Genomic DNA, 26174 nt, shown 5'->3' on the forward strand with positions numbered 1-26174 from the left:
CTAATCGTCGCGCGCTGTCAAAGCGAGTGGAAATAACCACTAACTCTCCCTATCGCATCAGAAACTTGATGGAGAGACACAAGCGATGAGCGACCACGCACCTTACGTCCGCCCCGATATGAAGGCCTTTTTGGATGCTTTGGCAGCGATGGGCGGTCCGAAAATCGCGGATATGACACTGGAGGAAGCGCGCGGGTCTTATCTGGCTCTCCACGGCATGGCTGACCGGCCCGCCCGCGAACTGGCGGTGATCCGTGATTTGACATGCCCCGGACCAGCGGGCGATATTGCGCTGCGCCTGTATGACGCGCGCGAAAACCGTGAAGCCGGGCCAGTTATCACGTTCTACCACGGCGGCGGCTTTGTGATTGGTGATCTCGACACGCACCATAACCTCTGCACTGAAATTGCCGCTCTGATGGATTTGCCGTTGTTCGCTGTCGATTACCGCTGCGCACCGGAAGCGCCCTTCCCCGCCGCCATCGACGATTGCGAGGCTGCAACGCGCTGGATCGCTTCCAATCCAGCTGAATTGGGCCGTCAGGCAACCGGCATTATCACGATTGGCGACAGCGCTGGCGGCACCGCAACCATCGCGGTTGGCCAATTGCTGAATGATACTCCCGCGGACGCACAAGTCGTTCTGCAAGTCCCGCTGTTCCCGTTGGCGAGCGATGCAATCGGTTCTGCCAGTTTGGAAGAATTCGCAGACGGATTTGTCCTAACAAAAACAGCCATCGAGTTCTTTGACGTAGCGTATCAAGCAGACCGTGGCGATCCTCGCGGTTTTCCCATCATTGGCGATCATTCGAATGCCCCGCCCACCGTGCTCGTCACCGCCAGCCTTGATCCGATCCGCGATTCCGGACGCGATTATGCCAAAGCGTTGGTTGATGCGGGCCGCGATGTCATATTCCTCGAAATGCGCGGGCTGACACACAGCTTCACCAATCTGCGCGGGGCCGTTCCCAGCGCTCAAAGCGATCTGGAGCGGATTGTTGCCGCGATGAAATCCCTGCTTGGAGACGCATAAGTGACGCTCAAACACGATGATCTGCCGTACCGTCCCTGCGCCGGCTTCATGCTGGTTAACGGCGATGGCCACGTCTTTGCCGGTGAGCGCATCAATAAGCGGACGCATGGGTTCTGGCAGATGCCCCAGGGAGGAATTGATCCCGGCGAAGACCCGCAAACCGCGGCCTTGCGAGAATTGGAAGAGGAAACCGGCATCGGTGCTGAACTGGTTGAAATCATTGCGCCTGCATCAAAGCCGCTTGAATATGACCTACCCGCCGATTTGCTTGGTGAGGTCTGGAAAGGCAAATTTCGCGGACAAATCCAGCATTGGTATCTTGGCCGGTTTCTGGGTAGCGACAGCGATATCGATCTGAACGCGCATGATCCGGCAGAATTCCGTGCCCATCGCTGGGTAGAACCTGCTGACCTTCCCGGTCTGATCGTACCGTTCAAACGCGCGGTCTATGAAACGTTAGTCGCCGAATTCACGCCGCTTATCAAAAGCGGAAATTGATCCGCTCACGGCCGTCTTTCGCGCGTGCCGATATGAACGATGGCAGCGATTCAATCCGGTTAAACCAAGCTGATATGCTGGGATATTCGATGTCGAACGTCCCTTTGTCGCGCGCGGCATACATCGGATAGACCAGCGTGATATCCGCAGCGGTCAGATTGTCACCCCCAAAGAAGGGCTGTTTGGCGAGATCGCTTTCCATAAGGTCAAATAGAGCCTCGAGCCGCGGATTGACGAAGACTTTGCGCACCTGACCGAAGACCGCTTTCAAAAGCGGACTGATTGGCCAAGGCGTGCGCGATTCGAGCAAAGTCAGCACCATCGCGATACTCTGGATCGACATAAGTGAACCTTGGGCCGCGTGGAACCAGAACAAATGGCGCGCACGGTCCCTGTCACCAGCGGCGGGGCGCAGATCGCTGTCTGGATGCGAATCGAGGATGTAGTCCATGATCGCATTGCTCTCTGCGAGAACCAAATTGCCATCAGTCACAACCGGAGCCGTGCCGAGCGGAGACAGCGCCTTGTAATCGTCAGGCGCCAGATTGCTTTCCGGATCACGGTCGTACTTCTTCAGCTCGTATGGAGTGCCAAGCGCCTCGAGCAACCAGAGGATGCGAAAACTCTGCGAACATTCAAGGTGGTGGAGCGTCAACATAGCAAATCACTCCAAGTTTCAATTGCTGGTCGGGGCATCCTCTGCCGTGTCAGCAGCAAGCCGCGCGGGTGGGCCAGCGTTGATCTTGGTCTGCAAAGCGAGGGTTTCAGGACAGTTTGAGCCACACAGGCTTTCTAGGCGCGCAAGGTTACGTTTTGCTTTCTCCAAAGCGCCCTTTTCAACCAAAGCCGCACCTTCCCCTGAAATCGCTGCGAAATTTCCTGGTTCGCGGACCAACGCCTCGCGATAATAGCGGATCGCCTTGCCTTGAAGCCCATCCTGACGCGCCGCCCGAGCCAGGTCGAGGAAGATCGGTGTGTAGCCCGGATCGACCGTCAGCGCAGCTTCGTACGCGTCGATCGCACCTTGTGTGTCGCCTGCATTCAAAAGCGCGTCGCCCTGACTTATCAGGACTGCTGCGCGTGGATCTACCTCGGCAATAGTCTGCGCCGTACCAACACTGGCAGTGGTCGCCAGGAACAAAGACAAAGCAGCGGCAGCGGGCGCAAAGCGCATAAGGGGCTCCTTGAGATCAGCAAGCCGGAAAGGCAGAGGCTTAGCCATAGGTCAAAGCGCTATCACGCGCACTGCATGATGGCGACAAAAAACCCGTCCGTACCGTGATGAAACGGATCAAGGCGAACACCGCCGCCGTGTGGAATTCCAAGCGGTACGTCTGGCGTTTTCAGGCTAAAGCCTTCGTTACGCTCAAGGAATTCTGCGATTCGGTCTGCGCCCTCGGCATCCAATAGCGAACAGGTTACAAAGGCAATCCGGCCACCCGGCTTCACCAGCTTTGCCGCGATTTCGAGCAGATCATCCTGCAAGCGGGTGTAGGCGGCAAGCGATTTTGGGGTGAGACGCCATTTACCCTCTGGCTTGCGCCGCCAAGTGCCGGTGCCGGAACACGGCGCATCGACCAACACAAGGTCAGCATTGCCGGTATATTCTTCGAGCGCTTCCAATTCCTCTTTCGGGTTTAGAAGGCGTGTCTGCACCATCGATGCACCCGCGCGATTGGCGCGTGGTACCAACCGTGACAGACGACCCCGATCGGTATCGCACGCGATCAAGTGGCCCGCATTGCCCATGGCTGCGGCCAATGAGAGCGTTTTGCCCCCTGCCCCCGCACAAAGATCGATCACCATCTCACCGGAGCGGGCGCCAGCGGCGATACAGGCGATCTGACTGCCATGGTCCTGCACCTCGATCTTACCGTCGAGATATTCATCCCATTGATCGACATTCGTGCCAGCGGCAATCCGAAGGGCATTTGGGGCTTCAAGCGCTTCTACAGGCTCAGGCAACTCAAGACCTTCGCGCTCGGCTTTAAGGGTGTTCACCCGAATATCGAGCGGTGCTCGGCCCAGCATACCGGCGGCAACATCCCCCTCGACACCAGACTGCGACAGCGCATCGGTAAGCCATTGCGGGGCCACACCGGGGCTAGCCGGTTTTTCATTCTTCCCGATCGCTGGCGGTCCGTGTGTCGAACCATCGAACAGCGGGATCAACTGCGGATCGTCCAGCGCCAGCGCTATCATGCCCACACGGCCGCTCTTTGGAATTTCCCCGCAATACCGGATCACTCGGTAAACCAGATCGCGCACTGCGCGGCGGTCTTTCGATCCGGCATAGCGTCGCTGCTTGAAATAGGCCGAGATCAACCGGTCCGCAGGCGCGCCTTCGCGCTTTGCGGCCTCGATGATTGAATCGAGCAGTTCGATTGCCGCCTGTACGCGGGCTGCGGGCATCATTTCGCAGGTGACCTTTCACCGCCAAAAGCGGCTTCGAATTCTTCAACTGCCGGTATTTCCATACAGCGGTGTTCGTAAGTCGCGCCCGATTGCTCGGCAGCGGCCTGTGTCATGCGCGATGCCATTTTTGAACCTGCGGCCTCACATTCTGCCGGGCTAGCAAAAATCACCTCAACCCTCTGCAGATCGATGTCGCCCGGCTTGTCTGGATGCCATCCCAGAATGAACAGCATCACGGGGACAATTTCGATCATGTAAGGATCCTAACGGGTTGGATAATTTGGTGCTTCGCGGGTGATCGCCACATCATGGACGTGGCTTTCTGAAAGGCCAGCATTGGTAATACGCACAAACTGCGCGCGTTCGCGCAGGTCATCAATGGTGGCCGATCCGGTATAGCCCATCGCCGCTTTCACACCGCCAACAAGCTGATGAATAACATTTGCGGCGGGCCCCTTGAATGGCACCTGACCCTCGATCCCCTCGGGAACGAGCTTCATTGCGGAAACATCCTGCTGGAAATAGCGATCGGCGCTGCCGCGCGCCATTGCACCAACACTGCCCATTCCGCGATACGCTTTATAGCTTCGTCCTTGGTACAAGAATGTCTCACCCGGTGCTTCTGCCGTCCCAGCGAGCATTGAGCCGATCATGACAGAGCTCGCACCGGCGGCGAGAGCCTTGGCCGCATCACCGCTTGTTCGAAGACCGCCATCGGCGATGACCGGTACGCCCGATTTCGCTGCTTCATTGGCGCTATCCATGATCGCAGTCAGCTGCGGAACGCCAACACCCGCGACAACGCGAGTGGTGCAAATCGAACCCGGGCCAATTCCGACTTTCACAGCATCCGCACCAGCATCAATCAATGCGCGCGTTGCCTCTGCGGTCGCGACATTGCCTGCCACGACCTGAACCGAGCTGGAAAGCTTCTTCACCCGTTCAACCGCACGGCTAACATCTTGGTTGTGCCCGTGGGCCGTGTCGATGACGACAACATCGACCTCGGCATCGATCAAAGCCTCTGACCGTTCGAAACCCTTATCGCCAACGGTTGTCGCGGCGGCCGCGCGTAGGCGGCCCGTACCGTCCTTTGTCGCGTTGGGGTAATTGACGGCTTTCTCAATGTCTTTGACCGTAATCAGGCCGATACATTTGTAGTCATCATCAACAACCAGCAGCTTTTCGATCCGCCGCGCATGGAGAAGTCGGCGCGCATCTTCCTGAGACGTGCCGAGCGGGACCGTGGCAAGGTTCTCTGTCGTCATCAATTCGCGGACTGGCTGAGCCGGATTTTCTGCAAAACGGACGTCGCGGTTGGTCACGATCCCAACCAGTTTGCCCGCCTTGTCGGTGACCGGAATACCGCTGATCTTGTGCTGCGCCATCAATGCCTGCGCATCGCCCAGCACCGCATCCGGACCAATCGTAATAGGATTGACGACCATTCCGCTTTCAAAGCGCTTTACAGCGCGAACGGCCGCGCATTGTTCGGGCAGCTCCAGATTGCGGTGAAGCACGCCGATCCCGCCAAGCTGCGCCATGACGATCGCCATATCGGCCTCTGTCACGGTATCCATGGCTGATGAAAGAATGGGGATATTCAGCGCGATATCGCGCGTGAACCGGGTTGAGGTGTCCGCCATGCTCGGCAGAACGCTGCTTTCTGCCGGGCGCAGCAGAACATCATCAAATGTTAGACCGAGAGGGATGTCCATATGCGCCACTTCCTATTGTGCCGACGTCAGATGCGCCGGGAGATTCGTGGCGGCCCATTTAGGCGCGCTTTCACCTAAGCGCTAGGGGCTGAATTCCCTCTATCGACGGTAATCGCCCTATTCGCGGTTACCTCACTGATCGCCGGGCGGAAAATACGTGGCCGTATTGGCCACTCGCCGAACGATTTCCTCATGCAGCAACAGGTCATCAATTGCCCCGCCAAGTTCAATCGTTTCAAGCTCGTCGCCTGCCCGGTGATAGTTACCCGAAAGATAGGGGCTAAGAGTGATTTCTGAGCCGAACGCTGTCGAAAGCATGACCGCAGGCACGCCCTCACCCAGCAATGCCCAACCATCCTGCCTACGCACAAACTGCGTGGCATAGTCGCTATCGCCCAGCTTGCGCCCAGCCTGTTTCATCACGCCAAGGATTAAGGGGTCAAGCGGTGTCTCACCCTCCCCGATAAATCCGACCACGCTGCCCGACGGTGCAATAGCGACCGTGTCGAAGTTGAACGCCCCAACAAGTGTATCGAGCGGAACCGGAGGGTTCTTTGCGAAGGCTATTGCGCCAAGCAGGCCGGATTCTTCGGCAGTTGTGGCCAAGACATAGATATCCCGGTCATGCGGACCTATCGCTTTGAGCCTGCGTGTCAGCTCCAACATCGCTGCAATGCCGCTGGCGTTGTCCACCGCGCCATTGCATATCCGGTCTTCCGCATCCTCCGGCCCGCAATCTTCGCCAAGGTGATCCCAATGACCAAGTAGAAGCACAGAACCGGAGTTCGGAACGGTGCCAGCCAGCTTGCCGATCACGTTGTAGCTGGTGAACTCCACCCTCTCGGACGTCGCTTCGATAGTGGCGGTGCTTTCGAGTTGGACTGGGACGAATTCATCATCATCAGCCGCCTTGACTAGCTTTTTCCAAGCTTTCTCACCAAACACGTCCGACATTGCTGTCTGCGTCGCGAATGATGTCAGGCCGCCATCGGCCTCGCTTTCCAGCATTGTGCGTTCGCGGCCATAAGCCCGGTTCACCCGGCTAATCGCGGCGGCATCTTCAACCACCGTAATGATTGCCGCAGGATTGCTTTCGAACAAAACCGCGCGCCGGCGGGGACTGACACCCGGTTCGCCAAGCATCACAACGATGTTGCCTGTGATGTCATCCGCGGCAACATCTTCGGCCTCTTTACCGACGAAGACGAGCGGAGCCTCTGTGACGAGTTCACGCCTGTTCGTTGTGAAAGCCGCCGCTGTATCCGCGGCCAGTTCGGATTTCTTGTTGCCGCGTTTAATCTCGATCCGGCTTGTAAATGGCTTCGTCCGGACAAGTTGGACCGGCGCACGCCATGCGCTGCCCGGATCATTGGTGCCCGACACCAGCCCAGCCTTTTGCATCTCGTCCGTGATGAAGGCGACAGTTCGCTCTTCGCCCAGAGTTCCCGGTTCACGTCCGGCAAATTCATCGCTCGCAAGGATGCTGATGTCGCGGGTCAGTCGCTGTTCAATCGCATCACGCTCGGCCATTGGCACGCTGGCGATATTCGCACCGCCCGCGCACGCGCCCAGCGCCAGAAACGCCCCGAGTATCAGCCCCTGTTTCGCCCCCAGTTTGATCATCCGGCTGTCCACCCTCCATCAATACTCCAATTCGCACCGGTCACATTGCCAGCTTCTTCCCGGCACAGAAATACCGCGAGCGCCCCGATTTCATCAGGCTGGACGAATTTCTTGGTCGGCTGTTTGGCAAGCAAGACATCATTGATGACCTCATCACGGCTAAGGCCGCGCGCTGCCATTGTATCGGGAATTTGCCCTTCGATCAGCGGCGTCCACACATACCCCGGACTGATGCAGTTCGCGGTCACCCCTGTTTGTGCCAGTTCCAGAGCAATGGTCTTGGTGAAACCGGCAATGCCATGCTTGCTGGCGTTGTAAGCGCTTTTGAAGGGTGATGCTGTAAGCGAATGGGCGCTGGCCGTATTGATGATCCGCCCCCACCCCTTTTCCTTCATCGCAGGAACGGCGAGCCTTGTAGTGTGGAACGGCGCCGACAGATTGAGCGCCATAATCGCATCCCACTTGTCCGTCGGGAAGTCCTCTACCGGCGACACATATTGCATACCCGCATTGTTCACGAGGATATCGATAGCGCCGATTTCGGTCATCATCGTTTCGATCGCAGAGGGATCGAGCAGGTTTGCCCCGTTAAAATCTGCGGCGAGCTCCACCTGAAGCTGCGCGATTTCATCTTCGTTGCCAAGTCCGTTTAGGATCACGGCTGCGCCCTCGGCGTGCAATGCCCTCGCGACCGCGAGGCCAATGCCCGATGTGGAACCAGTTACAAGAGCACGTTTGCCTTTGAGCAGCATCAATCTTATCCGTGAAGTCCAGTGGAGCCTTTCTGTCGCTGTTGATGCACAGACTGTCCAGACAAATCATCGGGTTCGGCATGGGATCGCCGGTCCCGGACAAAAGGAGAAATTGCGTGCGGCTTAAGCGTTTCGATACATCGAAAATCAGAGTGCGTTCCAGCGGCGGCGGCCGCGGACGCAAAGCCGGCGGGATTGGTTGCGGAACACTTGTGATCGCCTTAATCGCCGCCTTGGTCTTCGGCGTTGATCCGATGCAGACCATTGGCGCTATCCAAGGCACGGAGCAAACATCCACACAGTCGCAGGGCGGTGACCTGACTGAAGAACAGATCTGCACCAGTGGCCCATATGCGCAAGAGGCTTGCAACGCGCTCACCAGCCTAAACGAGACCTGGGCGCCCGAATTCGCGCGCGCCGGTGTCAACTTCCAGGAACCGTTCCTCGATTTGTACCGCACAGGCCGTGTCTCAACTCAAGGATGCGGCAATGCATCTTCGGCTGCAGGGCCGTTTTATTGCCCCGCCGATCTGGGGATCTATATCGACACAGGCTTTTATGATCAGCTTGCGCAGATGTCCGGCACGGGCGGTGATTTTGCGCGGCTCTATGTAATTGCGCATGAATATGGACATCACATCCAGAACCTCACCGGCCTTGCGTCTCAAGTCCGCAGCCTTCAGCAACAAGAACCGCGCCGGTCGAACGATCTTCAGGTTCGGATGGAATTGCAGGCGGATTGCTACGCCGGTGTTTGGGCGGGCAAGAACCGTAACCTGATCGAACGCGGTGATATGGAGGAGGGCCTGCGCGCTGCCAGCGCCATCGGCGATGATAATCTACAGCGCCGTGCAGGCCAACGGATCAATCCGGAAAACTTCACACACGGCACCAGCCAACAACGCATGGACGCATTGCGCCGGGGGCTTGAAGGTGCCGATGACAGCGTTTGCGACGTGTATTTCAACATGCGTTAAATACGAGCTGAAGAACACAAAAAGGGCCGGAGCGGCATAGCCGCTCCGGCCCTTTTCTATTGGCGGCAAAGTGAGGTTACGCTGTGGCGCCTTCCTCCTCAGACGCCTCACGAATGCTCACTTTTGACCATTCGATAGCGCGGGTGGCGTACATCACACCGGCCAGCGCCACGAACAGCATCAGCGATCCGATCACAAGCGACCACGCTTCGAGGTTAAGCAGCACATAGAGCACAGCATAAAGACCGATCAGAAGCCCGCCGATCACCCGAGCCCGTTTCCAGCTTCCCAGCACCGCAGCGCTGTATGCACTCAGCAAGCCGATGATCGCACCGCTGGAGACCACATAGGCAAACGCGAAGCCGATCATTTCTGCGAACGCGAGCAGCATCACGAAAAACAGGATCAACCCCGCCCCAGTCAGCAAATACTCCGCAGATGCCACTTTCGCGCCAGCAACGATGTCAAACATCAGGAAGGCAAGGAAGGTGAAACCGATAAACAGAAATCCGTATTTCAGCGCGCGTTCCACCCGTTTGTAGAGATCAACCGGCTCCATCAGACGGATGGTCGCGATGCTGGCTCCGGAAACGTTCTCCCCCGGCGAAATCTCGGCATAGCGATTGTCATATTCGTCAATTACCACTGAGGCGTTTGCCGGCGCGCTGGTGCTGACCAATGATTGACCAAGCGCCAGGTTAGAAATGGACCACTTCGCTTTGAAGCCATCTGGACCGATTTCTTTGTCCGTGTCGCTCGGCAAAACGCCGGTAAAGCTTGGGTGGGGCCAGCTGGAATCGACGGCGAAGTTCGTTTCTTCACCGCGTGGGACCATGCTGAATTCCTGACTGCCGCGAAGGGAGTAGGTGAAATCGAGCGTAAACTCCGCGCCCTCTGCCCAATCGTAAAACGCATGAACGCCCGATCCGGACTGCCGGTTGCCAAGGCCCGGTCTCAGGTCAAGCGCGTTGCCGCCAACAGATAAGTCCGCTGCTGTTTGCAAACCGCTGGGGTCAGAAATCGGCAATTGCAGCAACGCTTCATCAAGCAGCAATTGATCGCTTTCGACGCCAAGTCGATCCAGATCGGCAGGCATTGCAAAACGCGCCGAACCGGTGATCCCTGCATCATACACAACCGATTGATGGATGATCCCGCGTGAGCGAACTTCGGGGTTGATTGTGGTGTCGAGGTTTTGCTCGCTGGGAGAAATATAGAGGTTCTGGCGCGAAGTCGTGGTGCGCTTCACGGTCTTGCCATCTACCTGTTCAGTTACCTCACGCGTGACCATGTATGGCACCACGAGCAACGGGCCGGAAACGGTCTGCGCACCGGCCCACCCTTCTGTGATCGAAGCCTGTGCAACACGCGCCTGATGCTGGCGATCACTTACCAGCAAATAGACCATTAATAGCGGTACAATCAAAGCCGCGCCGACCAATCCGGCAAACAGCAATTTCACTCCGGGGCTTCTTTCAACACTCATCTTTCGTCCTCCTGGGGTTGAGACGAAATGTTCTTTGTGAGCGATGAAATGAATTCTGTGTGAACTGCTCAAAACAAAACGGCAGACCACCTTTGCGGCCTGCCGTCCGTATTCGATTTGCCAGCGTGAACCGGCAGAATTGGCTTAGCCTTTAGCCTGCGCTTTGTTCCATTCGCGGATCTGCTTATCGAGTTCTTTCAAGATATCCTTGCGCATGGCACCGGTTAAATCATCGCTGTCAGCAATCGCATCGCGGGCTTGCTCCAAGCCTTTCAGCGCATGCGCCATCACGCGGCTTTGACACAGGTAGACGCTGCGCACGTCGCCATTTCCCTCATCGACGGTCGCCACTTCATCACTATCACCGCGGCATTCCATCTTTACAACAGTGCGGCCTTTGATGCCTTCTTTTCCATCAAGTTCGATGAAAGCCATTTCGACTTCTTTCATCGCATTTTTGATGTCGATATCGGCCTGGGCAAGGTCCGCGCGCACTTCGGCCATAATGGCCTCACGCTCTTCCTTGCTCAGCTTCTCTCCGTCATTCTTGATTTCAATCTTGCGAACGCGGGTCTTGGTCTTAGTTGAGGTTTTGCCGTCCTGCTTTTCATCAACGGTTCGGTAGATAAATACGTTCTCATCGCCGTCAGCCTCGACCTCAACTGCGACATCGGGATCAACAGTCACGATCGTTGCTGCCGCCAGTGGTGCCGGTGCTGCGGGAGGAACCGGCGGTGCTGGTGGGGCCGGAGGAGCCATACCAACTGATGGCGCCGCCGGAGCAGCCGGTGCAGCGGGTGCAATGCTTTCAGCATAGGTGATCGATGCGGTCAGAGGCAGCGCAATGATTGCGGCCCCCAGCATAAAGCTGCCAGCCAAACGGCGACGGGTTGAAGTCTCAGACATATTCAGGCTCCTCAAACGATGGATTATGGATTTGTCGCCAAGTACGGGGCACGCCATAGGCGCGGCTAATGCCGTATTAGAGGGGGCAACATTGGGACCAGCGGCAAAACTGGCAATAAGGTTGGCGTAGGTGGCGCGTTCTTCGGTCGGCTGGTGCGACATCACGCGGGCGTCGCAGGCTGCCTCTTGATCACGGCGAAGCGCGAGCCAGCCATACCGGCCAAGCGGGTTCCACCAATGCAGGGCAAACAAAGGCTGCACGGCGACATTAATGAGAAGGTCGCGCCCTTTGTGGTGGGCGAGTTCATGCGCCAAAGCGAGATCGCGGGCGGTCCGGTCAGGCTGCGCCATAAATCCTTCAGGCATGGCGACCACGGGGTCAACCACACCAAATGCAAGCGGTGCCTTGGTATCAGGAGTTTCAAGCAGGCGAACTTTGCCTTCGCGCCCTACTTCGCGCGCTTCGGCCAGCAACTCGTCTCGCAGCGCAAAGTAACTGCCGAAACGGTGCCACATAAAAATGGCAGCGCCGATCAACCACACCGCGCATCCAATCTCCACCAAAGGGAGTGACTCAAGAAGTGCCTCTAGATTGGTAAGCGGGGTAGTCGGTGTGACCAGATCGGTCGCTGCCGCTCCGTTTTCAGACGGTAAACCGCTCGCAGCATTTTGTGTCGCAACTGGAGCAATGGAGGTCTGGGTCGGGAGAACGGTAAAGGCTTCATTCGCCGCGGGCTCAGGTTTGAGCCACGCTGGCAATGTTAGCGGGGGCATCAAAAGGCGCAGCATCGGCAGCGCCCACAAAGCATAGGCAAACTGCGGGCCGAACCAGCTTGCAACCGGCCTGCGAAGGACAAGGACAAGCGCTATAAGCGCCGCAGTCCAAATGAGCGTATCAAACAGCCAAGCGGTCATTGTCTGAGCTCCTTTAAAAGAGCTTCAATCTCGGCGACATCGTCATTGGTAAGAGCCTCTGACTCAGCCAGATGAGCGACGAGCGAAGCGGCTTTCCCACCAAACAGGCGATCAACCAGACGGCGGGATTCTCCGCCAACATAGTCCGATCGCTGCATCAGCGGGCTGTAAAGAAAACGGCGACCGTCAGGGCGGGTTTCGATGGCTTGTTTCTGAACCAACCTCGAAAGCAATGTCTTTACCGTTGGAAGGCTCCACCCGCGTTTTTCGCAAACCTCTTCGCAGACTTCAGCTGCGGTTGCGGTTTCGCGGTTCCAGAGCACTTCCATAACGGCATGCTCTGCCTCGCTAATCCTCTCGGGTGCTGTATTTTCGGACTTACTCAAGTTGGCCTCCCACCTGCTGTCTTGAACGCCTTGATTACACCTGTAGTCATAGCGATTACGTCTGTAAACATTAAGCCGTGATGAATAGTGCCTCTCCCCCCCTTGCTCTTCTGCAAACGGTCAATCACAACGGACGAATGACAGTGTTATCGTCCCTTATCGCATCAACCGCTTTGATACTTTCCAGCGCCGGAATGACCTTGGCCGAGGACGTTCAATCCTCAGAATTGGACTGCGGCGATGATTGCGTGCTTGAGGTTCTGACTGATCCTGTGCCGCTGGATGAAACCGACATCAGCAATGATGAAGTCGGCGATCTCAGATACATGGGCGGCATCGCTGTCGAACCCGGCGATGAAAAGATCGGCGGTGTTTCATCGCTCGAATGGGTCGATGGCAAACTCTACGGCGTTACCGACGATGGCCGATGGCTTGCGATCACGACTGATGAGCTGGACGGAAAGCTGCTTGATATCATAAGCATCGAAAGTGGCCCGCTGCGCGATGACAGGGGGAAACGGCTTAGAGGGAAGAGCGATGCGGATTCCGAAGCAATCGCGCGCATGGCCGACGGCAGCTGGCTCGTCGCGTTTGAACGTGACCACCGCATTTTGCAATACGCGACTTTGGATGGCCACGGTCAGCCAACCGAATTGCCTATTGTCGACCTTGTTTTTGATGCCGAAGACAATGGCGGGATGGAGACGCTGGCTGTTTCCCCGTCAGGGCTGCTCGCTTGCGGAGAATGGGCCGGCAGCGATGTGCTCAATTGCATGAGGGAACGTGATGGCGGGCTTGTCAGCTTTGAGGTCAGCCCCCCCGCCCCGATCGATGAACGCGAGGGTGTCCCGACCGATGCCGACTGCTCGAGCGACGGCACCTGCTATATCCTGTTCCGCAGCTACTCGCCTGAAGAAGGCAACACGGCGGCCATTGTTGCGATTAACGGTGCCAATGCAGCAACAACGATTGCGACCTTTATGCCGCCCGTCACGCTCGACAATTTCGAAGGTCTAACCGTTCGTGAGGATTTGGATCGGACGTATCTCTATCTCGCATCGGACGACAACTTCTCAGACCGACAACGCACCTTGCTGATGAAGTTTGAGGTTGTATCAGCGCGAAAGGACATTGCGTTACCCCCTCCGCCTGTGACCGAAGTCGATACCACCGTCTATGAGACGCTACCGGTGATCATCGAGACGTCGATGGGCAGCATCACCGTTGCCCTAGAAACGGAGCGAGCGCCCATCACAACGGCCAATTTCCTGAAATACGCGGACGAAGACCGCTTTGACGGAACAGTGTTCTACCGTGCAATGAAGCTGGACCGGGACCCGCGCCCGAACGGCCTTATCCAAGGCGGCACGCAATGGGATCCGAAACGCATTCTGGACGGTATCCCGCATGAACCAACCAGCATTACCGGCTTAAGCCACACCAGCGGGGCGCTATCCATGGCGATGGGAGAACCCGGCACGGCTACTGGCGATTTCTCGATCATGTTGCAGGACCAAACCGGATTGGATGCCCAGCCCGGTTCCGACGATCCGATCTGGAAGAATGGCTATGCGGTGTTTGGCTATGTTACCGAAGGGATGGACGTGGTCACTGCAATCCACGCGGCGCAGGCAGACCCGAACAAAGGCGAAGGCATGATGCGCGGGCAATTGCTGGCCGATCCAGTGAAAATTATCGATATCCGTCGAGCCGAAACCACACCAGAGTAAGTCAGTTTTCTGCTGAAGACCTACCCACCGGCTGTGTTTCAGTTTGCGGCATGCGGCTTTCCAAGTCGCTCAACCAAACATCGGCATCAGCACCGATAGATGATTGTGGAAGCGAGGCGAGCAAGCGCCGCTTGCTCTCCCATGCCGCTACTGTCCTGCTTGTTGCCATGACTGCCTCCGCCAATGGTTGAGGCTTACGCAATGCCCGATTGATCAGGGCGTCTCCGTAGAACGTCCAGTCATTATCCGGCTCACAGCCAAACGAGGTGCGCTGCGCTGCAGCGGCGGTAAGGATCGCTGTGTCAGCATTGGCAAGCTGAGGAATGAACACACCGGAATAGCACGCGCTGATGATCAGGAGACGGCGCTCAATGCCTAGCTCCTCAAGCACAGATTTCAGGCGCTTCGGGGAAAAAATGCCGTACTCGGTATCCCCGTAGTGATTGACCAAACCGACCTTCGCACCGTGGCTGGTGGTGTAGAGCACCAACACATCTTCTTCGGTATTCATCAATTCAGCCACGCTGGCGAGACTGAGCAGCAAGGAACGGATTGATCCCTTCGCCTGATCATCGTGCCGGCCATCCGGCCCCGCGAGAACCAGCGTGCGCCCTTCCCCTCCGTAACGGCGCGAGAGGACTTTCGCTGCCTCACGGGCCTCTCTGGCGAATACAGGATCGCTGTCGAGCGCAACGGTTACGACATAGGCATCGACAATGCCGGGGCGCTCCGATTTCAGCGCGGCGAGCGAACGATCCAGCCTGCGCTGCTGCTTCAGCATCTCTTTTGCTGGCACCGCACGCTGGAGGTGCGGCGCCTTTTCAAAACTGGTGCGAGCATTTGCCCGGGTCGATCCGATGGCAAGATTAGGAAACGGCTCTGTGTGTTCTGGAGGTTCGTTCGCGCCGCGACTACCGTCTTGCGCCTGCAACGGCGAAACAAGGAAACAGGAAAGTAATGCTGCGACCGCGAATTTGTGCATTTTCAGAAGCTGCCTGTGCAAAGACCGACGGTCAAGCACCTCGATTGCCGATCAGTCCTCGGCAACAATGCGGTAGACCTTCATTTCACCCACGCCTTTCAAAGACATCAGCTCGGGCTCTGTGAACAGAGCGCTGTCGCGCGCGCCAAGATACGTGGCTTCAGACACCGCGATACCGTTGGGCGCCGCGACACCTTCAATTCGGCTCGCAATATTCATCGTGTTGCCCCAATAATCGTAAGCAAGACGCTGAGACCCGACGACACCGCCGACCACATTGCCGGTGTGTATTCCGACACGAACCGCGACTTCGATACCCGATTCTTGGGAGAATTTGATCACACCCGTAATCAAGTCCTGCGCAAAGTTGATTGCATCAACCGGGCCCCGCCGGGCAGAAGAATGCCCACCAACAACTGCAAGATAAGCATCGCCCACAGTCTTTACCTTCTCTACTCCGAACCGGTCTGCACTGGTGTCAGCAAGGCCGAATACGGTGTTGAGCGTTTTGACGAGATGGCCCGGTGAAAGCCGTTTGGACAAGGATGAGAACCCGACAATATCAACAAAGATCACCGACACATCGCCGTAAGCATCGGCAATTGTCTCACCCTGACGAAGCCGCTTCGCCACCTCTTCAGGCAGAACATTGTGTAGCAGTTCTTCGGTCTTCGAGCGTTCCTCTTCGAGCGCCAGCGTCGCGGCAAACGTCTTCCGCGCGCGGCGATCAATGTCCCAACTCACGAAACACGCAAACGTGAAAAATGTCGTGAAATTTGTGAACGAATAGACCTTGTTCACAATGCCTCTATCCGCCTGCAAAAGGAACATGGCGTAGAGCGCCAGCAAGACAATCGCCCATGCCAAAAAGTACCGTGTCGTGGCGACGAAACCGAGGCTGGCAAACACCATCAGAATGCCAAGATTGATCACGGCCATGCTTAGCCGACTGATATTGGTGACATCGGCCTGTGAACCCAGCGCATCGATCAGCATGACCATGACAACGGCCATGGCGGAGAATATCACAAGGTCGATCCACGGCCTATCAACGTAGAAGCGAGTGAAAGTCAGCCCGATAATCCCGCCCAGCACCAGAATAAACGGTCCGGCGGCGAGGTTGTAATCCAGCACGCCCTCAATCGGGAAATGCATCGGATTAAACCCGATATAGGAGATAAGTGTGACAATCCCGATGGCGGCCAGAAACCGCGTGCCGGGAATGCGCGCATCCCGCTCGCTCGCGACATATGCGCGTTCGATTGCTGGATCGTCAAAGCGTGCAAGCAAGTGTAATTCCCCCGTTGATTACTCTTATCGCGGCTACGCATGCCGACGACAAGCACCAACAGCGGCGCAGTCAAAGTTTCCGGATTATTCGATTGTCAGAGCCGAACCGCAAATGCGGTTTCTATCGGTTGAGCGCGACCCGCTGTTTGCCGCCTTTGATCACGAAATCACCGCCGCTCGTTTGCACCGTAATATCGCGCTGCGGTCCCGGTTCATATCTTGCGCGGAAAAACAGTTTCAGCGTCACACTTTGGCCAGCTTCAACCGAACGGGTCTCGCAGCTGTAGCTCCAGTTGCCATCGTCAAATTTGACCGCAAACGCACCAATCTTGGAGCGTTGGTGGTCTCGCATGATCATTTGTGCCTGATCCGGACACGCCTTTATTTCAGACGGCTGGTCGGTGTCATTTGTTAGAACGAGATCAAAACGCTCCCATCTGTTCGGTGTCGTCTGATCAAAATGATACCCGACAAATTCGCCGCTGAAGGCAGGTGTAACCGCGACACTCGCGAGCAAAGCCAAGTCTAGAAACATAACACACCCCTTTTAATCTGTACGAACGATGACCAACGCAAACTGAATTTAGAATGAATTTTGACTTTACATTCAGATGACTAGCTTGATGGCGTCACAAGTATCGCGTGAGCTGCGGTGGTGCGAGTGATAAAACCGCCTCTAGCAATTCGGCATGACTGCGGTTTGTGTTGTTGACGACTATCGAATGCGCGAGCCCCGATGTTGATCGATTGATCTCTGCCGATTTGCGCCTGAACCAGCCAAAATGCTCCATGCGTTCATCGGTTACTTCGAACTGCAGCATGCTGGTGCCCATAATGTTGAGACTGCGCAGCTCTTGCGCGTCCGCCCACGGAATTGTCTCTGCAGAGAAATTCCTTAGGAACATGCCTTGATCCGTTATTCTAACAGCAAGACGCGGGTTCAAGCCTGCCCAAAGATGCACAAAAGTCAGCGGTCCAAAAAAGACAATGCTCAACCATCCGGCAACGGGCGCGACCCATTCCGGAAAGCGCCTGCTCTCCGAAGCGAAATCACCAAATACGCCAATCAACAATAGGCCGATTGCAACGAAACCGGCAGATAAGGCGGCCAGCGCAAACGAGCGCATAGGAGAGATGCGCGCCTCAAATACAGCGCGCCTCTCACCCAATTAATACACCCGCGCTTTTGGTTCGATGTAAGTCGCGTCTTCGGTCAGAGTGTATTCGTGGACCGGGCGATAGTCGATTTTGATATTGCCGGCCTGACCGCCCCAACCTTCGAACCAAGCAACGGTGTGCTTCATCCATTCTTTGTCGTTGCGATCCGGGAAATCTTCGTGCGCGTGGGCGCCTCGGCTTTCCTTGCGGTTCGCAGCCGATGCCATGGTGACGTTGGCCTGAGCCATCAGATTGTCGAGTTCCAGCGTCTCGATCAGATCGCTGTTCCAGATAAGCGACTGGTCGGTCACGTGGATGTCTTCCATCCGCTTATTCTGAACCGCCAGCTTCTCGACACCTTCGTCCATCAGTTTGGTATCGCGGAACACCGCAGCATGGGCCTGCATGGCTTTTTGCATGTCGGCGCGAATCGCCGCAGTTGGCGAGCCGCCCTGAGCGTAACGGAAGTGATCAACGCGGCCCAAAGCAAAGTCCGCGCTGTCTGCGGGCAATTCGGGCTGGCTTGCACCGGCGGTGAGATTGTCTTTGAGGTGCAGACCAGTCGCGCGACCGAATACAACCAAATCTATCAGCGAGTTGGAGCCGAGACGGTTTGCACCGTGAACAGACACACAGGCCGCTTCACCCACGGCATACAGGCCAGGAACCACCGTATCCGGCCCATCCTTGCCAAGGGTCACGACCTGACCGTGGTAGTTACACGGAATACCGCCCATATTATAATGGACGGTCGGGGTCACCGGCAGCGCTTGCTTTGTCAGGTCAACGCCGGCGAAAATCTTGCCGCTTTCGGTGATGCCCGGCAGGCGCTGGGCCAGCACTTCAGGCGCGATATGATCGAGGTGAAGGTGAATATGATCGCCCTCCGGTCCCTGACCGCGCCCTTCGCGCATTTCGAGAGCCATCGAACGCGACACAACATCACGCGATGCGAGATCTTTGGCCGACGGGGCATAGCGTTCCATGAAACGCTCGCCTTCGGAGTTCGTCAGATACCCACCCTCGCCGCGTGCGCCCTCTGTGATGAGAACGCCTGCGCCGTAAATGCCGGTCGGGTGGAATTGCACGAACTCCATGTCCTGCAAAGGCAAACCAGCGCGCAGAACCATGCCGCCGCCGTCGCCGGTGCAGGTGTGTGCGGATGTGGCGGTGAAATAGCAGCGGCCATAGCCGCCGGTTGCCAGAACAACCGATTGCGCGCGGAAACGGTGGATCGTGCCATCATCCAGACACATCGCCATCACGCCGACGCATTTCTTCACGCCGTCGACTTCGCTCATGATCAGATCGAGAGCGAAATACTCGATGAAGAAATCCGCATCGTATTTCAGGCTCTGCTGATACAGCGCGTGAAGCATGGCGTGGCCGGTACGGTCGGCCGCCGCGCAGGTGCGCTGCACTGGCGGTCCGTCACCCATGTTCTGCATGTGGCCGCCAAACGGGCGCTGATAGATCGTCCCGTCTTCGTTGCGCGAGAACGGAACACCAGCGTGTTCAAGCTCATAAACAGCCTGTGGCGCTTCGCGGGCGAGATATTCGATCGCGTCTTGGTCACCGAGCCAATCGGCACCTTTCACGGTGTCATACATATGCCAAGACCAGTGATCCGGCGTGTTGTTGCCCAGCGAAGCCGCAATGCCGCCTTGCGCAGCAACAGTGTGCGAACGGGTTGGGAAAACTTTGGAGATATTGGCCGTGCGAAGACCCGCTTCTGCTGCGCCCATCGTGGCGCGCAAGCCCGATCCGCCTGCACCAACAACGATCACGTCATACATGTGATCGATGATCTGGTAAGAGCCTTTCAGCGAGGCATTGGTAGAACTGTCTGCTGTCGTCGGCATCAGGCCTGACCTCCAAGTGCTAGGCTCGCGACGCTGAAGATAGCAAATGCGCCGCCGCCAATAGCTGCAATGTTAAGCGCGGTCAGAGCCGCAAATTTTGAACCGGAATTCTGAACATAATCCTCGATCAGAACTGTCAGACCCATGCGCGCATGAGCAAACAGGCTGAATATCAGGAGGATCATCGCCACCGCTGTGACCGGCATGGAAACCCATGCGCTCACCGTAGCGTGGCTGAAATCGCTCATCGTGACGAAACTGACGATCAGCCAGCTCATCAACACAAGGTTCGTGATCGCGGTGAAACGGTGCGAAAGCCAGTGATGCGCGCCGTCATGCGAAGAGCCAAGACCGCGGACTTTGCCGATAGAAGTGCCGTTACCCATCAGATCACTCCTTGCTTGGTAAGGATCAGCGCCCAGAAACCGCACGTCAGGACGATCGCAATCAATGGCGAGGCAATGGACCAAAGTTTATTTGTATTCAGCTCGTAACCCGCGCCGATATCCAGCACAAAGTGGCGCAGCCCGCTCATCATGTGGGTAAAGAATGCCCAGCTAAGCCCTACCATGACGACCCAGCCAAGCGGCGAAGTCATCAAGCCGGTGAAGGTTTCATAGGCCGCAGGACCGCTGGCAATGGCACCAAGCCACCAGACCAAAACGGCCAATCCGACCAAGGCCATCCCGTCACCGGTCGCGCGGTGAAGGATCGATACCAGCATATGCGGCCCCCACCGCCATATCTGGAGGTGAGGAGAAAGCGGTCTTTGGCTCATGATTATCCCGTTCAAACGTGCATTCGCGTCGATTTATCGCGCCACACTTAGCGTTCTTGGCGTGTGAGGCAAGCCGTGAACGCTCGACTCTACTTGCAAAGTTTTGGATAGAGGTTGTCATGAGTTTCATTCTAGTCACCGGAACAAGCCGAGGGATCGGCGCATCAGCCAAAGCAATGCTGATCAAACGCGGGGGAAAAGTGATCGGCCACGCCACCAGAGCCGCCGATCCAGACACCGTCGCAGCAGATTTTTCAAACCCCGGATCAGCACAATTGCTGTGGGAAGAGGCGCTTGATCGCTCTGGCGGCGACATCTCCGCAATTGTGAACAATGCCGGACTGTTCGAGGCAAACCGGTTGGACCGGTCCGATATCGAATGGCTTGATGCGTGGGATGACACGTTGCGGATCAATCTGACGGCTGCAGCGCAGCTTAGCCGTTTTGCGATACGTCACTGGCAGTCGGAGAACACGGAAGGGCGATTGATCCATGTTGCCAGCCGCGCAGCCTATCGCGGCGATTCGCCAGCGCACTGGCATTATGCAGCGGCGAAAGGCGGCATGGTCGCCATGCACAAAAGCATCGCCCGCGCTTATGCCAGCGAGGGCATACTGAGCTTTGCGGTCACGCCCGGATTCACCGATACCAGTATGGCTGGCGACTACCTCGACAGCCGTGGCGGCGCAGGCTTGCTTGCCGACATACCACTTGGCCGTGTAGCTGAGCCTGAAGAAATCGCGGCGATCATCGCCTTTTGCGCACTGGACGCCCCGCCGAGCATGACCGGCGCAGTTATAGACGCCAATGGAGCCAGCTTTGTTCGCTAAATTCCTCGCCCTTATCGCAACCGCTGGCTTAGTCTGTTTGGTCAATCCCGCGCGTTTGGCTGCGGATGACACCGCCGCCGAAGTGCCCGCAGATCAACAAGCCTTTCTCGACACCTGCAAACCATGGGACGATTGGGATAAGCCCGCACCTCCTTTCGAGGTTTACCGGGACACGTATTACGTGGGCACTTGCGGTATCGCCTCTATCCTCATCACTGACGATGATGGCCACATTCTTATCGACAGCGGTACGGATGCGGGGGCGGATGTTGTTCTCGATAACATCGCTTCGCTCGGTTTTGAGGCCGAAAATGTGCGCTTTCTGCTCATCAGCCACGAACATTTTGACCATGTTGGGGGTTTGGCGAAAATCCAAGAAGCAACGGGCGGTGTTGTGGTCTCTTCAGAGGCGGCAAAACCCGTGTTGATAACGGGAGAGACCGCAAAAGACGATCCGCAGGCAGGGATGCATGATGCGTTCGCAGGCGTGCGCGTCGATGCGACCGTCGGTAGCGGCGGAATGGTGCGTTCGGGAAGCGCAATTATCAGAGCCATCGAAACCCCAGGGCATTCACCAGGTGCATTGAGCTGGGCCTGGCAGAAATGCCGCGAACGCTGTGAAAACATTGTCTATGCTGACAGTCTTTCTCCGATAAGCCGCGATGATTACCGGTTTGGCGATCACCCAGACTACGTCACTGGGTACCGGGCAGGTCTTGTGGAACTCGGCCGCGAAGGGTGCACCATTTTGCTTACCCCGCACCCCTCCCACAGCCGCATGATCCGGCGGATGGCGGAGCGTAGATTGATCGAAAACGCGCCGGGAGCCCGCCCTTGTAAACAGTACGCGGCCGGCAAACTGCTTGATCTCGAAACGCGCTTAGCCAACGAAGAAATGGCAAAAGAGAAAATGGCAAATGGGCCAACGTCGAAATGAGCACGGCTTGGAAACTCTCTGCGTTCGCTCCCAAACCGGATGTGCAAGCCGCCCTGCTCGCGCATGACGAGATTGAGGAATGGGATTTCGATCTGGCAATATCAGGCCGAGAAATTGACGAGGACCGTCCGCAAGAATGGGTGCTGGAGGGTTGGTATCCGCGCAAACCCGGCAAAGCCCAGACACAGGCATTGGCCAATCTGTTCTCAGGCGAAGCGCCAAAGATCACATCGGAAAAACTGCCCGACGAAGATTGGGTCACTCTAAGTCAGGAAGGCACACCGCCGATCAGCGCAGGCCGTTTCTATGTCCACACGCCTGACTATCCCCCAGCCGATGATGCGGTGAATTTCGCCATTCCTGCGAGCCAAGCATTCGGCACCGGCCAGCACGAAACAACCGCTGGCTGTCTTGAAATGCTGGGCGCAATCAAGAAAACCGGCGCAAGCTTCCTCCGCATCGCCGATATCGGGACGGGGACTGGTCTGCTCGGTTTTGCCGGCATGTCGCTCTGGCCCGCTGCAAAATGCACCGCTTCTGATATTGATCCGATCTGCGCAGGCGTGGTCGAGGATAATGCTGCGATGAACGGGGTGAAAATCGGCGCGCAGCGCGGCGCAATGACGATGGTGATCGCAGACGGTATGGAAAACGCGCTGCTTCAGGCACGCGGCCCATACGATTTGTTGATCGCCAATATCCTCGCCGGGCCGCTGGTCGAGCTCGCGCCGGACTTTGCCAAATCAGTCAGTCCAGGCGGGAGCATCGTCGTGGCTGGATTGCTCGCTGGGGAGCAAGAGCAAGCTGTGCGCCGCGCTTACCGCCTAAATCGCTGCCGCCCTGTCGCGCGGTTGCAACGCGGGGACTGGGCGATCCTCTGGTTCAGGCGACGCCGTGGCAGGTAAGCGGCGCCTAGCCAAGCGTGTTGCGGCAGGTTTGGCGTTTATCCTAATTGGCATACCTGTTCTTTTCTTGCTTTCGGCATGGGCAGGATCATCGATCCCGCGCAATGCGGGCTGGGCAGAAACGCAAGACGGCGTTGAAATCTTCATCGGATCGAACGGCATTCACACTGAAATTGTAATGCCCGTCTACAGCGATGTCATTGATTGGCGCGGGCAATTTGCGCTTGGTGATATCCAGTCGCCTTACCGAAACTACACCCATGTCGCGGTCAGCTGGGGCGAGAAGACGTTCTTTCTGGAAACGCAGAACTGGTCTGACCTGACGCCTTCCGTGGCGGTGAACGCGATGACTGGCGGCAGCGGTATCATGCACGTCGCGTGGTACGTGCGCCCTGCCCCGTCCGAAGATTTCCGCCCTTTGCGGATCAGTCACGCCGAGTATGAGAAGCTTGTAGCGCAGATAAAGGCGCAGATCGCGCCTGAGATTTCCCGTCAGATTTATACGGGATATTCATATTACGACGTCTTCTACGACGCTATTGGAACCTATCACATAGGCAACACCTGCAACCAATGGACCAGTGACCGCCTTTCGGCTGCGGGAATTAAGACAGGTTCGTGGACACCGCTTCCCGGCGGAGTGATGAAATGGGTGCCCAGCTTAGATCAGCGTTAGGGCATCGCGCCATTTCTGGAGGAACAACCGTTCTGCGCGCGGCGGCTCAAACTTCAGTGCACTGTCCAAAGCTTTGATTGCAGCCTCATTTTCACCAGCGCGCTCCAACAATTTAGCACGCGCTACGTAGTAAGGCCGTGCATTTGAAAGGCGGTTTGCATCCACAGCGTCCAGCTCTGCCAAGCCGAGCTCAGCTCCTTTGCATTCCGCAATAGCAAGAGCTCTGTTCACGTGCACTACTGGCCCCGGCCTCACCATCATCAGCGCGTCGTAAAGTGAAGCAATAGCGCGCCAGTCCGTCTCGCCGTGAAAAGCGCGGCGCGCATGGGTAAGCTGGATTGCAGCCATAATCTGGTACGGGCCGGTCTGCTGTTTAATCATCGCCATATCCAACCACGCTCGCGCCTGTTCGATTGCTTGGCGGTTCCAAAGCACGGGGTCTTGTTTGGAAAGCGGAATCATCGCTCCATCCTGCCCGATACGCTCAGTCTCACGTGAACGTGCAAGCGTGATAAGAGCCGCCAAGCCAAGCGCCTCTGGCTCCTCGGGGAACAAATCGGCGATCATGGCGGCAAGTCTGCCGATTTCAGCGGACAATTCCGCATCCAATTCGCCCGCCGCATCCTGATATGCGGCAGTGTAAGCAAGCTCTAACGTCAGCAAGATCGCGTCCAGACGCTCAGGCCAGTCCCGGCGCTCAGGTAGATCAAATGGAATGCCTGCCTCGCGAACTTTGGCCTTAGCCCGCGTAATGCGCTGGAACATGGCCGGTTCACCAATCAGAAACAGCCGCGCAATCGTGCAAACAGGCAGACCGCATATAATTTTAAGAGCGAGCGCCGCGCGCGTTTCCAACGCAATCGCCGGGTGGCAGCAGATAAACAGCAGTCGCAGGCGCTCATCCGGAATGGGGTCGGGTAACGCGATAACTTCGCCCATGTCCATGGCTCCTTCTTTGATTAAGGCCGCCGCATCACCTGCTCTAAACTCAGCAGATCGCTTTCTGATTATGTCGATCCCTTTGCGGCGGGCGACGCTCATCAACCAACCGGCGATATGATCCGGCGGATCGCCCTGCGTCAGGCATACCGCCAGAGCGGCGTCAAACGCCTCTTCGGCCAGATCAAGATCGCTGAAATGCGCGGCCAGAGCTGCAATTAGCCGCGGCCGCGCATCCATGCATTCACGCGCAAGTCCGGCGCGGTGTCTCACTCGTCTTCGGGCCAGACCGGGCGGATTTCGATCGCTCCGGCACCTGGGATCGGGATCATTCGCGCCCATTCAACTGCCGCATCAAGATCCGGCACATCCACGATGTAATACCCGCCCAGTTCTTCATGAGTTTCGGCATACGGGCCGTCATGCAAAGCGCCCTCGCCTTTACCAGAATACCGCAATGTCGTTGCCGTGTGGGCTTCGCGCAGGCGGTTGCCTGACCATTCAACGCCGCTTGCCGCCAGTTTCTCTATCAATTTCATATGACCGGCGAGAGTCTCCTCCATCACTTGGGCGGCATTCTCACCCGCATAGGCATCTTCGCTCTCATTGATCAGCAGCATATATTGCATCGTCGTTTCTCCATGAATGGCCGCGCCGCAGCAGCGAGGCTCTGCCACCAAGACGGATGACGCAAGACGGATTCGACAGGGCCGAGTAAATTTATTTCGAAAGGGCGCTTTCGAGCAGATCGAGCGCGTTGCGCGTGAACGCCTCCATATTGTCGATCCGGTCATCGCTGGCTGTTTCAACGGTGGCGGTGCGTTCAAAATCAGGTCCGGAGACCGCTGCCACGCTGATGCCTGAGGCGACGCCCATCGGATGTTTGCTCGATCCGGCAGCGCCGCTTTCGGCGATGCCCCATTGCGCGCCAAGTCTGTCACGGATCGCGCGGGCTTGAAGCAGCGCATATTCCTCTGTCGCAGAGCGCATCCCTTCATAAGCATCGCGCGGCAGATCAAACAAAACATCGCGGGCCTTGAACGAATAGACAATCCCGCCACCGACATAGAATTTGAGCGCACCCGGCACAGTGAGCAAGCTCGCCCCGATCAATCCGCCAGTAGCGCCGTCGGCCACGGCAATCTTTTCGCCGCGCGCCTTAAGAGCGCCCGCAATGCGAACGGCTTGCGGATGAAGTTCGCGCAGGATCATAGCTGCTTGTCATCCTCTTCCATGTCGCCGTCTTTATCATAACCCGTCAGCACCTCGTACAACGCGCCAAGCCCCAATCCAATTGGCAGGCCAAGCGGAATGTTGTCGATCATCACTCCGATGAGCGGGCCAAAGATCAAACCAACAAATATCGGCCGCATCACAA

Annotated in this window: 29 protein-coding genes; 8 read left to right on the forward strand and 21 right to left on the reverse strand. The window is 57.0% G+C overall.

Annotation, left to right across the window (positions count from 1 at the left end; all coding sequences use genetic code 11):
• The first annotated feature begins 85 nt into the window (after positions 1-85).
• Together KCG46_RS10830 and KCG46_RS10835 are read left to right on the forward strand one after the other, a co-directional pair.
• The gene (locus tag KCG46_RS10830; RefSeq protein WP_218405448.1) at positions 86-1033 is read left to right on the forward strand and encodes an alpha/beta hydrolase; all 948 of its coding nucleotides are present in this window, start codon (positions 86-88) and stop codon (positions 1031-1033) included.
• The gene (locus KCG46_RS10835) at positions 1034-1531 is read left to right on the forward strand and encodes an RNA pyrophosphohydrolase (protein WP_369410206.1); all 498 of its coding nucleotides are present in this window, start codon (positions 1034-1036) and stop codon (positions 1529-1531) included.
• Here KCG46_RS10835 and KCG46_RS10840 read toward each other — a convergent pair.
• The 7 genes from KCG46_RS10840 to KCG46_RS10870 all read right to left on the reverse strand — a co-directional run bounded on the left by KCG46_RS10840 (position 1515) and on the right by KCG46_RS10870 (position 8039).
• On the reverse strand, positions 1515-2189 hold the full coding sequence (locus tag KCG46_RS10840; RefSeq protein WP_218405449.1) for a glutathione S-transferase family protein: 675 nt from the start codon (positions 2187-2189) through the stop codon (positions 1515-1517). The two genes, KCG46_RS10835 and KCG46_RS10840, sit on opposite strands and share 17 nt — an antisense overlap.
• Before the next feature lie 18 nt (positions 2190-2207).
• Positions 2208-2753: a tetratricopeptide repeat protein gene (locus tag KCG46_RS10845; protein ID WP_218405450.1), complete on the reverse strand. Its 546-nt coding sequence runs from the start codon at positions 2751-2753 to the stop codon at positions 2208-2210.
• Between the two features lie 14 nt (positions 2754-2767).
• Positions 2768-3946, reverse strand: a complete 1179-nt coding sequence (locus KCG46_RS10850; RefSeq protein ID WP_218405451.1) for an RsmB/NOP family class I SAM-dependent RNA methyltransferase — start codon at positions 3944-3946, stop codon at positions 2768-2770.
• Positions 3943-4200 (reverse strand): hypothetical protein, encoded by a 258-nt coding sequence (locus tag KCG46_RS10855; RefSeq protein WP_218405452.1) that lies wholly within the window; start codon positions 4198-4200, stop codon positions 3943-3945. The genes KCG46_RS10850 and KCG46_RS10855 overlap by 4 nt, the downstream gene beginning before the upstream one ends.
• Positions 4201-4209: 9 nt before the next feature.
• Positions 4210-5664 carry an IMP dehydrogenase gene (guaB, locus tag KCG46_RS10860; protein WP_218405453.1) on the reverse strand — a complete coding sequence of 485 codons (1455 nt, stop codon included), beginning with the start codon at positions 5662-5664 and terminating at the stop codon, positions 4210-4212.
• Between the two features lie 132 nt (positions 5665-5796).
• Positions 5797-7287, reverse strand: a complete 1491-nt coding sequence (locus tag KCG46_RS10865) for a M28 family metallopeptidase (RefSeq protein ID WP_218405454.1) — start codon at positions 7285-7287, stop codon at positions 5797-5799.
• Complete coding sequence (locus KCG46_RS10870) at positions 7284-8039, reverse strand: 3-hydroxybutyrate dehydrogenase (protein ID WP_218405455.1); 756 nt, start codon at positions 8037-8039, stop codon at positions 7284-7286. Before KCG46_RS10870 ends, KCG46_RS10865 begins: the two co-directional genes overlap by 4 nt.
• A 116-nt stretch (positions 8040-8155) precedes the next feature.
• Between KCG46_RS10870 and ypfJ the strand changes: the two genes are divergently transcribed.
• On the forward strand, positions 8156-9016 hold the full coding sequence (gene ypfJ, locus KCG46_RS10875) for a KPN_02809 family neutral zinc metallopeptidase (protein WP_218405456.1): 861 nt from the start codon (positions 8156-8158) through the stop codon (positions 9014-9016).
• Positions 9017-9092: 76 nt separating this feature from the next.
• Here ypfJ and creD read toward each other — a convergent pair whose 3' ends face one another.
• From creD to KCG46_RS10890, 3 genes are all read right to left on the reverse strand, one after another.
• Entirely contained in the window at positions 9093-10502 is a 1410-nt protein-coding gene (creD, locus tag KCG46_RS10880) for a cell envelope integrity protein CreD (protein WP_218405457.1), read from the reverse strand.
• Between the two features lie 144 nt (positions 10503-10646).
• Complete coding sequence (locus KCG46_RS10885; protein ID WP_218405458.1) at positions 10647-12323, reverse strand: M56 family metallopeptidase; 1677 nt, start codon at positions 12321-12323, stop codon at positions 10647-10649.
• The gene (locus tag KCG46_RS10890; RefSeq protein ID WP_218405459.1) at positions 12320-12709 is read right to left on the reverse strand and encodes a BlaI/MecI/CopY family transcriptional regulator; all 390 of its coding nucleotides are present in this window, start codon (positions 12707-12709) and stop codon (positions 12320-12322) included. The genes KCG46_RS10885 and KCG46_RS10890 overlap by 4 nt, the downstream gene beginning before the upstream one ends.
• 137 nt (positions 12710-12846) lie before the next feature.
• On the opposite strand from KCG46_RS10890, the gene KCG46_RS10895 reads away from it, so the two are divergent.
• Positions 12847-14439, forward strand: coding sequence for an esterase-like activity of phytase family protein (locus KCG46_RS10895; protein ID WP_218405460.1), 1593 nt, complete (start codon positions 12847-12849; stop codon positions 14437-14439).
• Between the two features lies 1 nt (position 14440).
• Here the strand turns inward: KCG46_RS10895 and KCG46_RS10900 are convergent, their stop codons facing one another.
• The 7 genes from KCG46_RS10900 to sdhC form a co-directional block, all read right to left on the reverse strand.
• On the reverse strand, positions 14441-15421 hold the full coding sequence (locus KCG46_RS10900; protein WP_218405461.1) for a C13 family peptidase: 981 nt from the start codon (positions 15419-15421) through the stop codon (positions 14441-14443).
• 51 nt (positions 15422-15472) lie between these two features.
• Positions 15473-16711: an adenylate/guanylate cyclase domain-containing protein gene (locus tag KCG46_RS10905; protein WP_218405462.1), complete on the reverse strand. Its 1239-nt coding sequence runs from the start codon at positions 16709-16711 to the stop codon at positions 15473-15475.
• A gap of 121 nt (positions 16712-16832) precedes the next feature.
• Positions 16833-17246, reverse strand: a complete 414-nt coding sequence (locus KCG46_RS10910) for a VCBS domain-containing protein (protein WP_218405463.1) — start codon at positions 17244-17246, stop codon at positions 16833-16835.
• Between the two features lie 94 nt (positions 17247-17340).
• The gene (locus tag KCG46_RS10915; RefSeq protein WP_218405464.1) at positions 17341-17838 is read right to left on the reverse strand and encodes an STM3941 family protein; all 498 of its coding nucleotides are present in this window, start codon (positions 17836-17838) and stop codon (positions 17341-17343) included.
• Positions 17839-17880: 42 nt separating this feature from the next.
• Positions 17881-19731, reverse strand: a complete 1851-nt coding sequence (gene sdhA, locus KCG46_RS10920) for a succinate dehydrogenase flavoprotein subunit (RefSeq protein ID WP_439648836.1) — start codon at positions 19729-19731, stop codon at positions 17881-17883.
• Complete coding sequence (sdhD, locus tag KCG46_RS10925; RefSeq protein WP_218405465.1) at positions 19731-20117, reverse strand: succinate dehydrogenase, hydrophobic membrane anchor protein; 387 nt, start codon at positions 20115-20117, stop codon at positions 19731-19733. The genes sdhA and sdhD overlap by 1 nt, the downstream gene beginning before the upstream one ends.
• Positions 20117-20509, reverse strand: a complete 393-nt coding sequence (gene sdhC / locus KCG46_RS10930) for a succinate dehydrogenase, cytochrome b556 subunit (RefSeq protein ID WP_218405466.1) — start codon at positions 20507-20509, stop codon at positions 20117-20119. Before sdhC ends, sdhD begins: the two co-directional genes overlap by 1 nt.
• A gap of 119 nt (positions 20510-20628) precedes the next feature.
• Between sdhC and KCG46_RS10935 the strand changes: the two genes are divergently transcribed.
• From KCG46_RS10935 to KCG46_RS10950, 4 genes are read left to right on the forward strand one after another with little or no spacing between them, the layout of a single operon-like run.
• Entirely contained in the window at positions 20629-21339 is a 711-nt protein-coding gene (locus tag KCG46_RS10935) for an SDR family NAD(P)-dependent oxidoreductase (RefSeq protein ID WP_218405467.1), read from the forward strand.
• Complete coding sequence (gene bla, locus KCG46_RS10940) at positions 21329-22276, forward strand: subclass B3 metallo-beta-lactamase (RefSeq protein ID WP_218405468.1); 948 nt, start codon at positions 21329-21331, stop codon at positions 22274-22276. Before KCG46_RS10935 ends, bla begins: the two co-directional genes overlap by 11 nt.
• A complete protein-coding gene (locus KCG46_RS10945) occupies positions 22273-23181 on the forward strand; it encodes a 50S ribosomal protein L11 methyltransferase (RefSeq protein ID WP_218405469.1) in 909 nt (302 codons plus the stop codon). Before bla ends, KCG46_RS10945 begins: the two co-directional genes overlap by 4 nt.
• Positions 23171-23857 carry a TIGR02117 family protein gene (locus KCG46_RS10950; protein WP_369410207.1) on the forward strand — a complete coding sequence of 229 codons (687 nt, stop codon included), beginning with the start codon at positions 23171-23173 and terminating at the stop codon, positions 23855-23857. The genes KCG46_RS10945 and KCG46_RS10950 overlap by 11 nt, the downstream gene beginning before the upstream one ends.
• Here the strand turns inward: KCG46_RS10950 and KCG46_RS10955 are convergent.
• The 4 genes from KCG46_RS10955 to KCG46_RS10970 form a co-directional block, all read right to left on the reverse strand.
• Positions 23843-25036 carry an RNA polymerase sigma factor gene (locus KCG46_RS10955; RefSeq protein WP_218405470.1) on the reverse strand — a complete coding sequence of 398 codons (1194 nt, stop codon included), beginning with the start codon at positions 25034-25036 and terminating at the stop codon, positions 23843-23845. The genes KCG46_RS10950 and KCG46_RS10955 overlap by 15 nt on opposite strands.
• A gap of 29 nt (positions 25037-25065) precedes the next feature.
• Positions 25066-25425 carry a YciI family protein gene (locus KCG46_RS10960; RefSeq protein ID WP_218405471.1) on the reverse strand — a complete coding sequence of 120 codons (360 nt, stop codon included), beginning with the start codon at positions 25423-25425 and terminating at the stop codon, positions 25066-25068.
• Between the two features lie 91 nt (positions 25426-25516).
• On the reverse strand, positions 25517-26008 hold the full coding sequence (locus tag KCG46_RS10965; RefSeq protein WP_218405472.1) for a CinA family protein: 492 nt from the start codon (positions 26006-26008) through the stop codon (positions 25517-25519).
• Entirely contained in the window at positions 26005-26169 is a 165-nt protein-coding gene (locus tag KCG46_RS10970; RefSeq protein ID WP_218405473.1) for a hypothetical protein, read from the reverse strand. Before KCG46_RS10970 ends, KCG46_RS10965 begins: the two co-directional genes overlap by 4 nt.
• Between the last annotated feature and the right edge of the window lie 5 nt (positions 26170-26174).

The organism is Erythrobacter crassostreae, from assembly GCF_019204045.1.
GTDB lineage: Bacteria > Pseudomonadota > Alphaproteobacteria > Sphingomonadales > Sphingomonadaceae > Erythrobacter > Erythrobacter crassostreae.

Coding starts and splice junctions, on each gene's coding strand:
- KCG46_RS10830 (WP_218405448.1), top strand. CDS start 86: ATGAGCGACCACGCACCTTACGTCCGCCCCGATATGAAGGCCTTTTTG.
- KCG46_RS10840 (WP_218405449.1), bottom strand. CDS start 2,189: ATGTTGACGCTCCACCACCTTGAATGTTCGCAGAGTTTTCGCATCCTC.
- KCG46_RS10845 (WP_218405450.1), bottom strand. CDS start 2,753: ATGGCTAAGCCTCTGCCTTTCCGGCTTGCTGATCTCAAGGAGCCCCTT.
- KCG46_RS10850 (WP_218405451.1), bottom strand. CDS start 3,946: ATGATGCCCGCAGCCCGCGTACAGGCGGCAATCGAACTGCTCGATTCA.
- KCG46_RS10855 (WP_218405452.1), bottom strand. CDS start 4,200: ATGATCGAAATTGTCCCCGTGATGCTGTTCATTCTGGGATGGCATCCA.
- guaB (WP_218405453.1), bottom strand. CDS start 5,664: ATGGACATCCCTCTCGGTCTAACATTTGATGATGTTCTGCTGCGCCCG.
- KCG46_RS10865 (WP_218405454.1), bottom strand. CDS start 7,287: ATGATCAAACTGGGGGCGAAACAGGGGCTGATACTCGGGGCGTTTCTG.
- KCG46_RS10870 (WP_218405455.1), bottom strand. CDS start 8,039: ATGCTGCTCAAAGGCAAACGTGCTCTTGTAACTGGTTCCACATCGGGC.
- creD (WP_218405457.1), bottom strand. CDS start 10,502: ATGAGTGTTGAAAGAAGCCCCGGAGTGAAATTGCTGTTTGCCGGATTG.
- KCG46_RS10885 (WP_218405458.1), bottom strand. CDS start 12,323: ATGACCGCTTGGCTGTTTGATACGCTCATTTGGACTGCGGCGCTTATA.
- KCG46_RS10895 (WP_218405460.1), top strand. CDS start 12,847: ATGACAGTGTTATCGTCCCTTATCGCATCAACCGCTTTGATACTTTCC.
- KCG46_RS10900 (WP_218405461.1), bottom strand. CDS start 15,421: ATGCACAAATTCGCGGTCGCAGCATTACTTTCCTGTTTCCTTGTTTCG.
- KCG46_RS10910 (WP_218405463.1), bottom strand. CDS start 17,246: ATGTTTCTAGACTTGGCTTTGCTCGCGAGTGTCGCGGTTACACCTGCC.
- KCG46_RS10915 (WP_218405464.1), bottom strand. CDS start 17,838: ATGCGCTCGTTTGCGCTGGCCGCCTTATCTGCCGGTTTCGTTGCAATC.
- sdhA (WP_439648836.1), bottom strand. CDS start 19,731: ATGCCGACGACAGCAGACAGTTCTACCAATGCCTCGCTGAAAGGCTCT.
- sdhD (WP_218405465.1), bottom strand. CDS start 20,117: ATGGGTAACGGCACTTCTATCGGCAAAGTCCGCGGTCTTGGCTCTTCG.
- sdhC (WP_218405466.1), bottom strand. CDS start 20,509: ATGAGCCAAAGACCGCTTTCTCCTCACCTCCAGATATGGCGGTGGGGG.
- KCG46_RS10935 (WP_218405467.1), top strand. CDS start 20,629: ATGAGTTTCATTCTAGTCACCGGAACAAGCCGAGGGATCGGCGCATCA.
- KCG46_RS10945 (WP_218405469.1), top strand. CDS start 22,273: ATGAGCACGGCTTGGAAACTCTCTGCGTTCGCTCCCAAACCGGATGTG.
- KCG46_RS10955 (WP_218405470.1), bottom strand. CDS start 25,036: ATGGATGCGCGGCCGCGGCTAATTGCAGCTCTGGCCGCGCATTTCAGC.
- KCG46_RS10960 (WP_218405471.1), bottom strand. CDS start 25,425: ATGCAATATATGCTGCTGATCAATGAGAGCGAAGATGCCTATGCGGGT.
- KCG46_RS10965 (WP_218405472.1), bottom strand. CDS start 26,008: ATGATCCTGCGCGAACTTCATCCGCAAGCCGTTCGCATTGCGGGCGCT.
- KCG46_RS10970 (WP_218405473.1), bottom strand. CDS start 26,169: ATGCGGCCGATATTTGTTGGTTTGATCTTTGGCCCGCTCATCGGAGTG.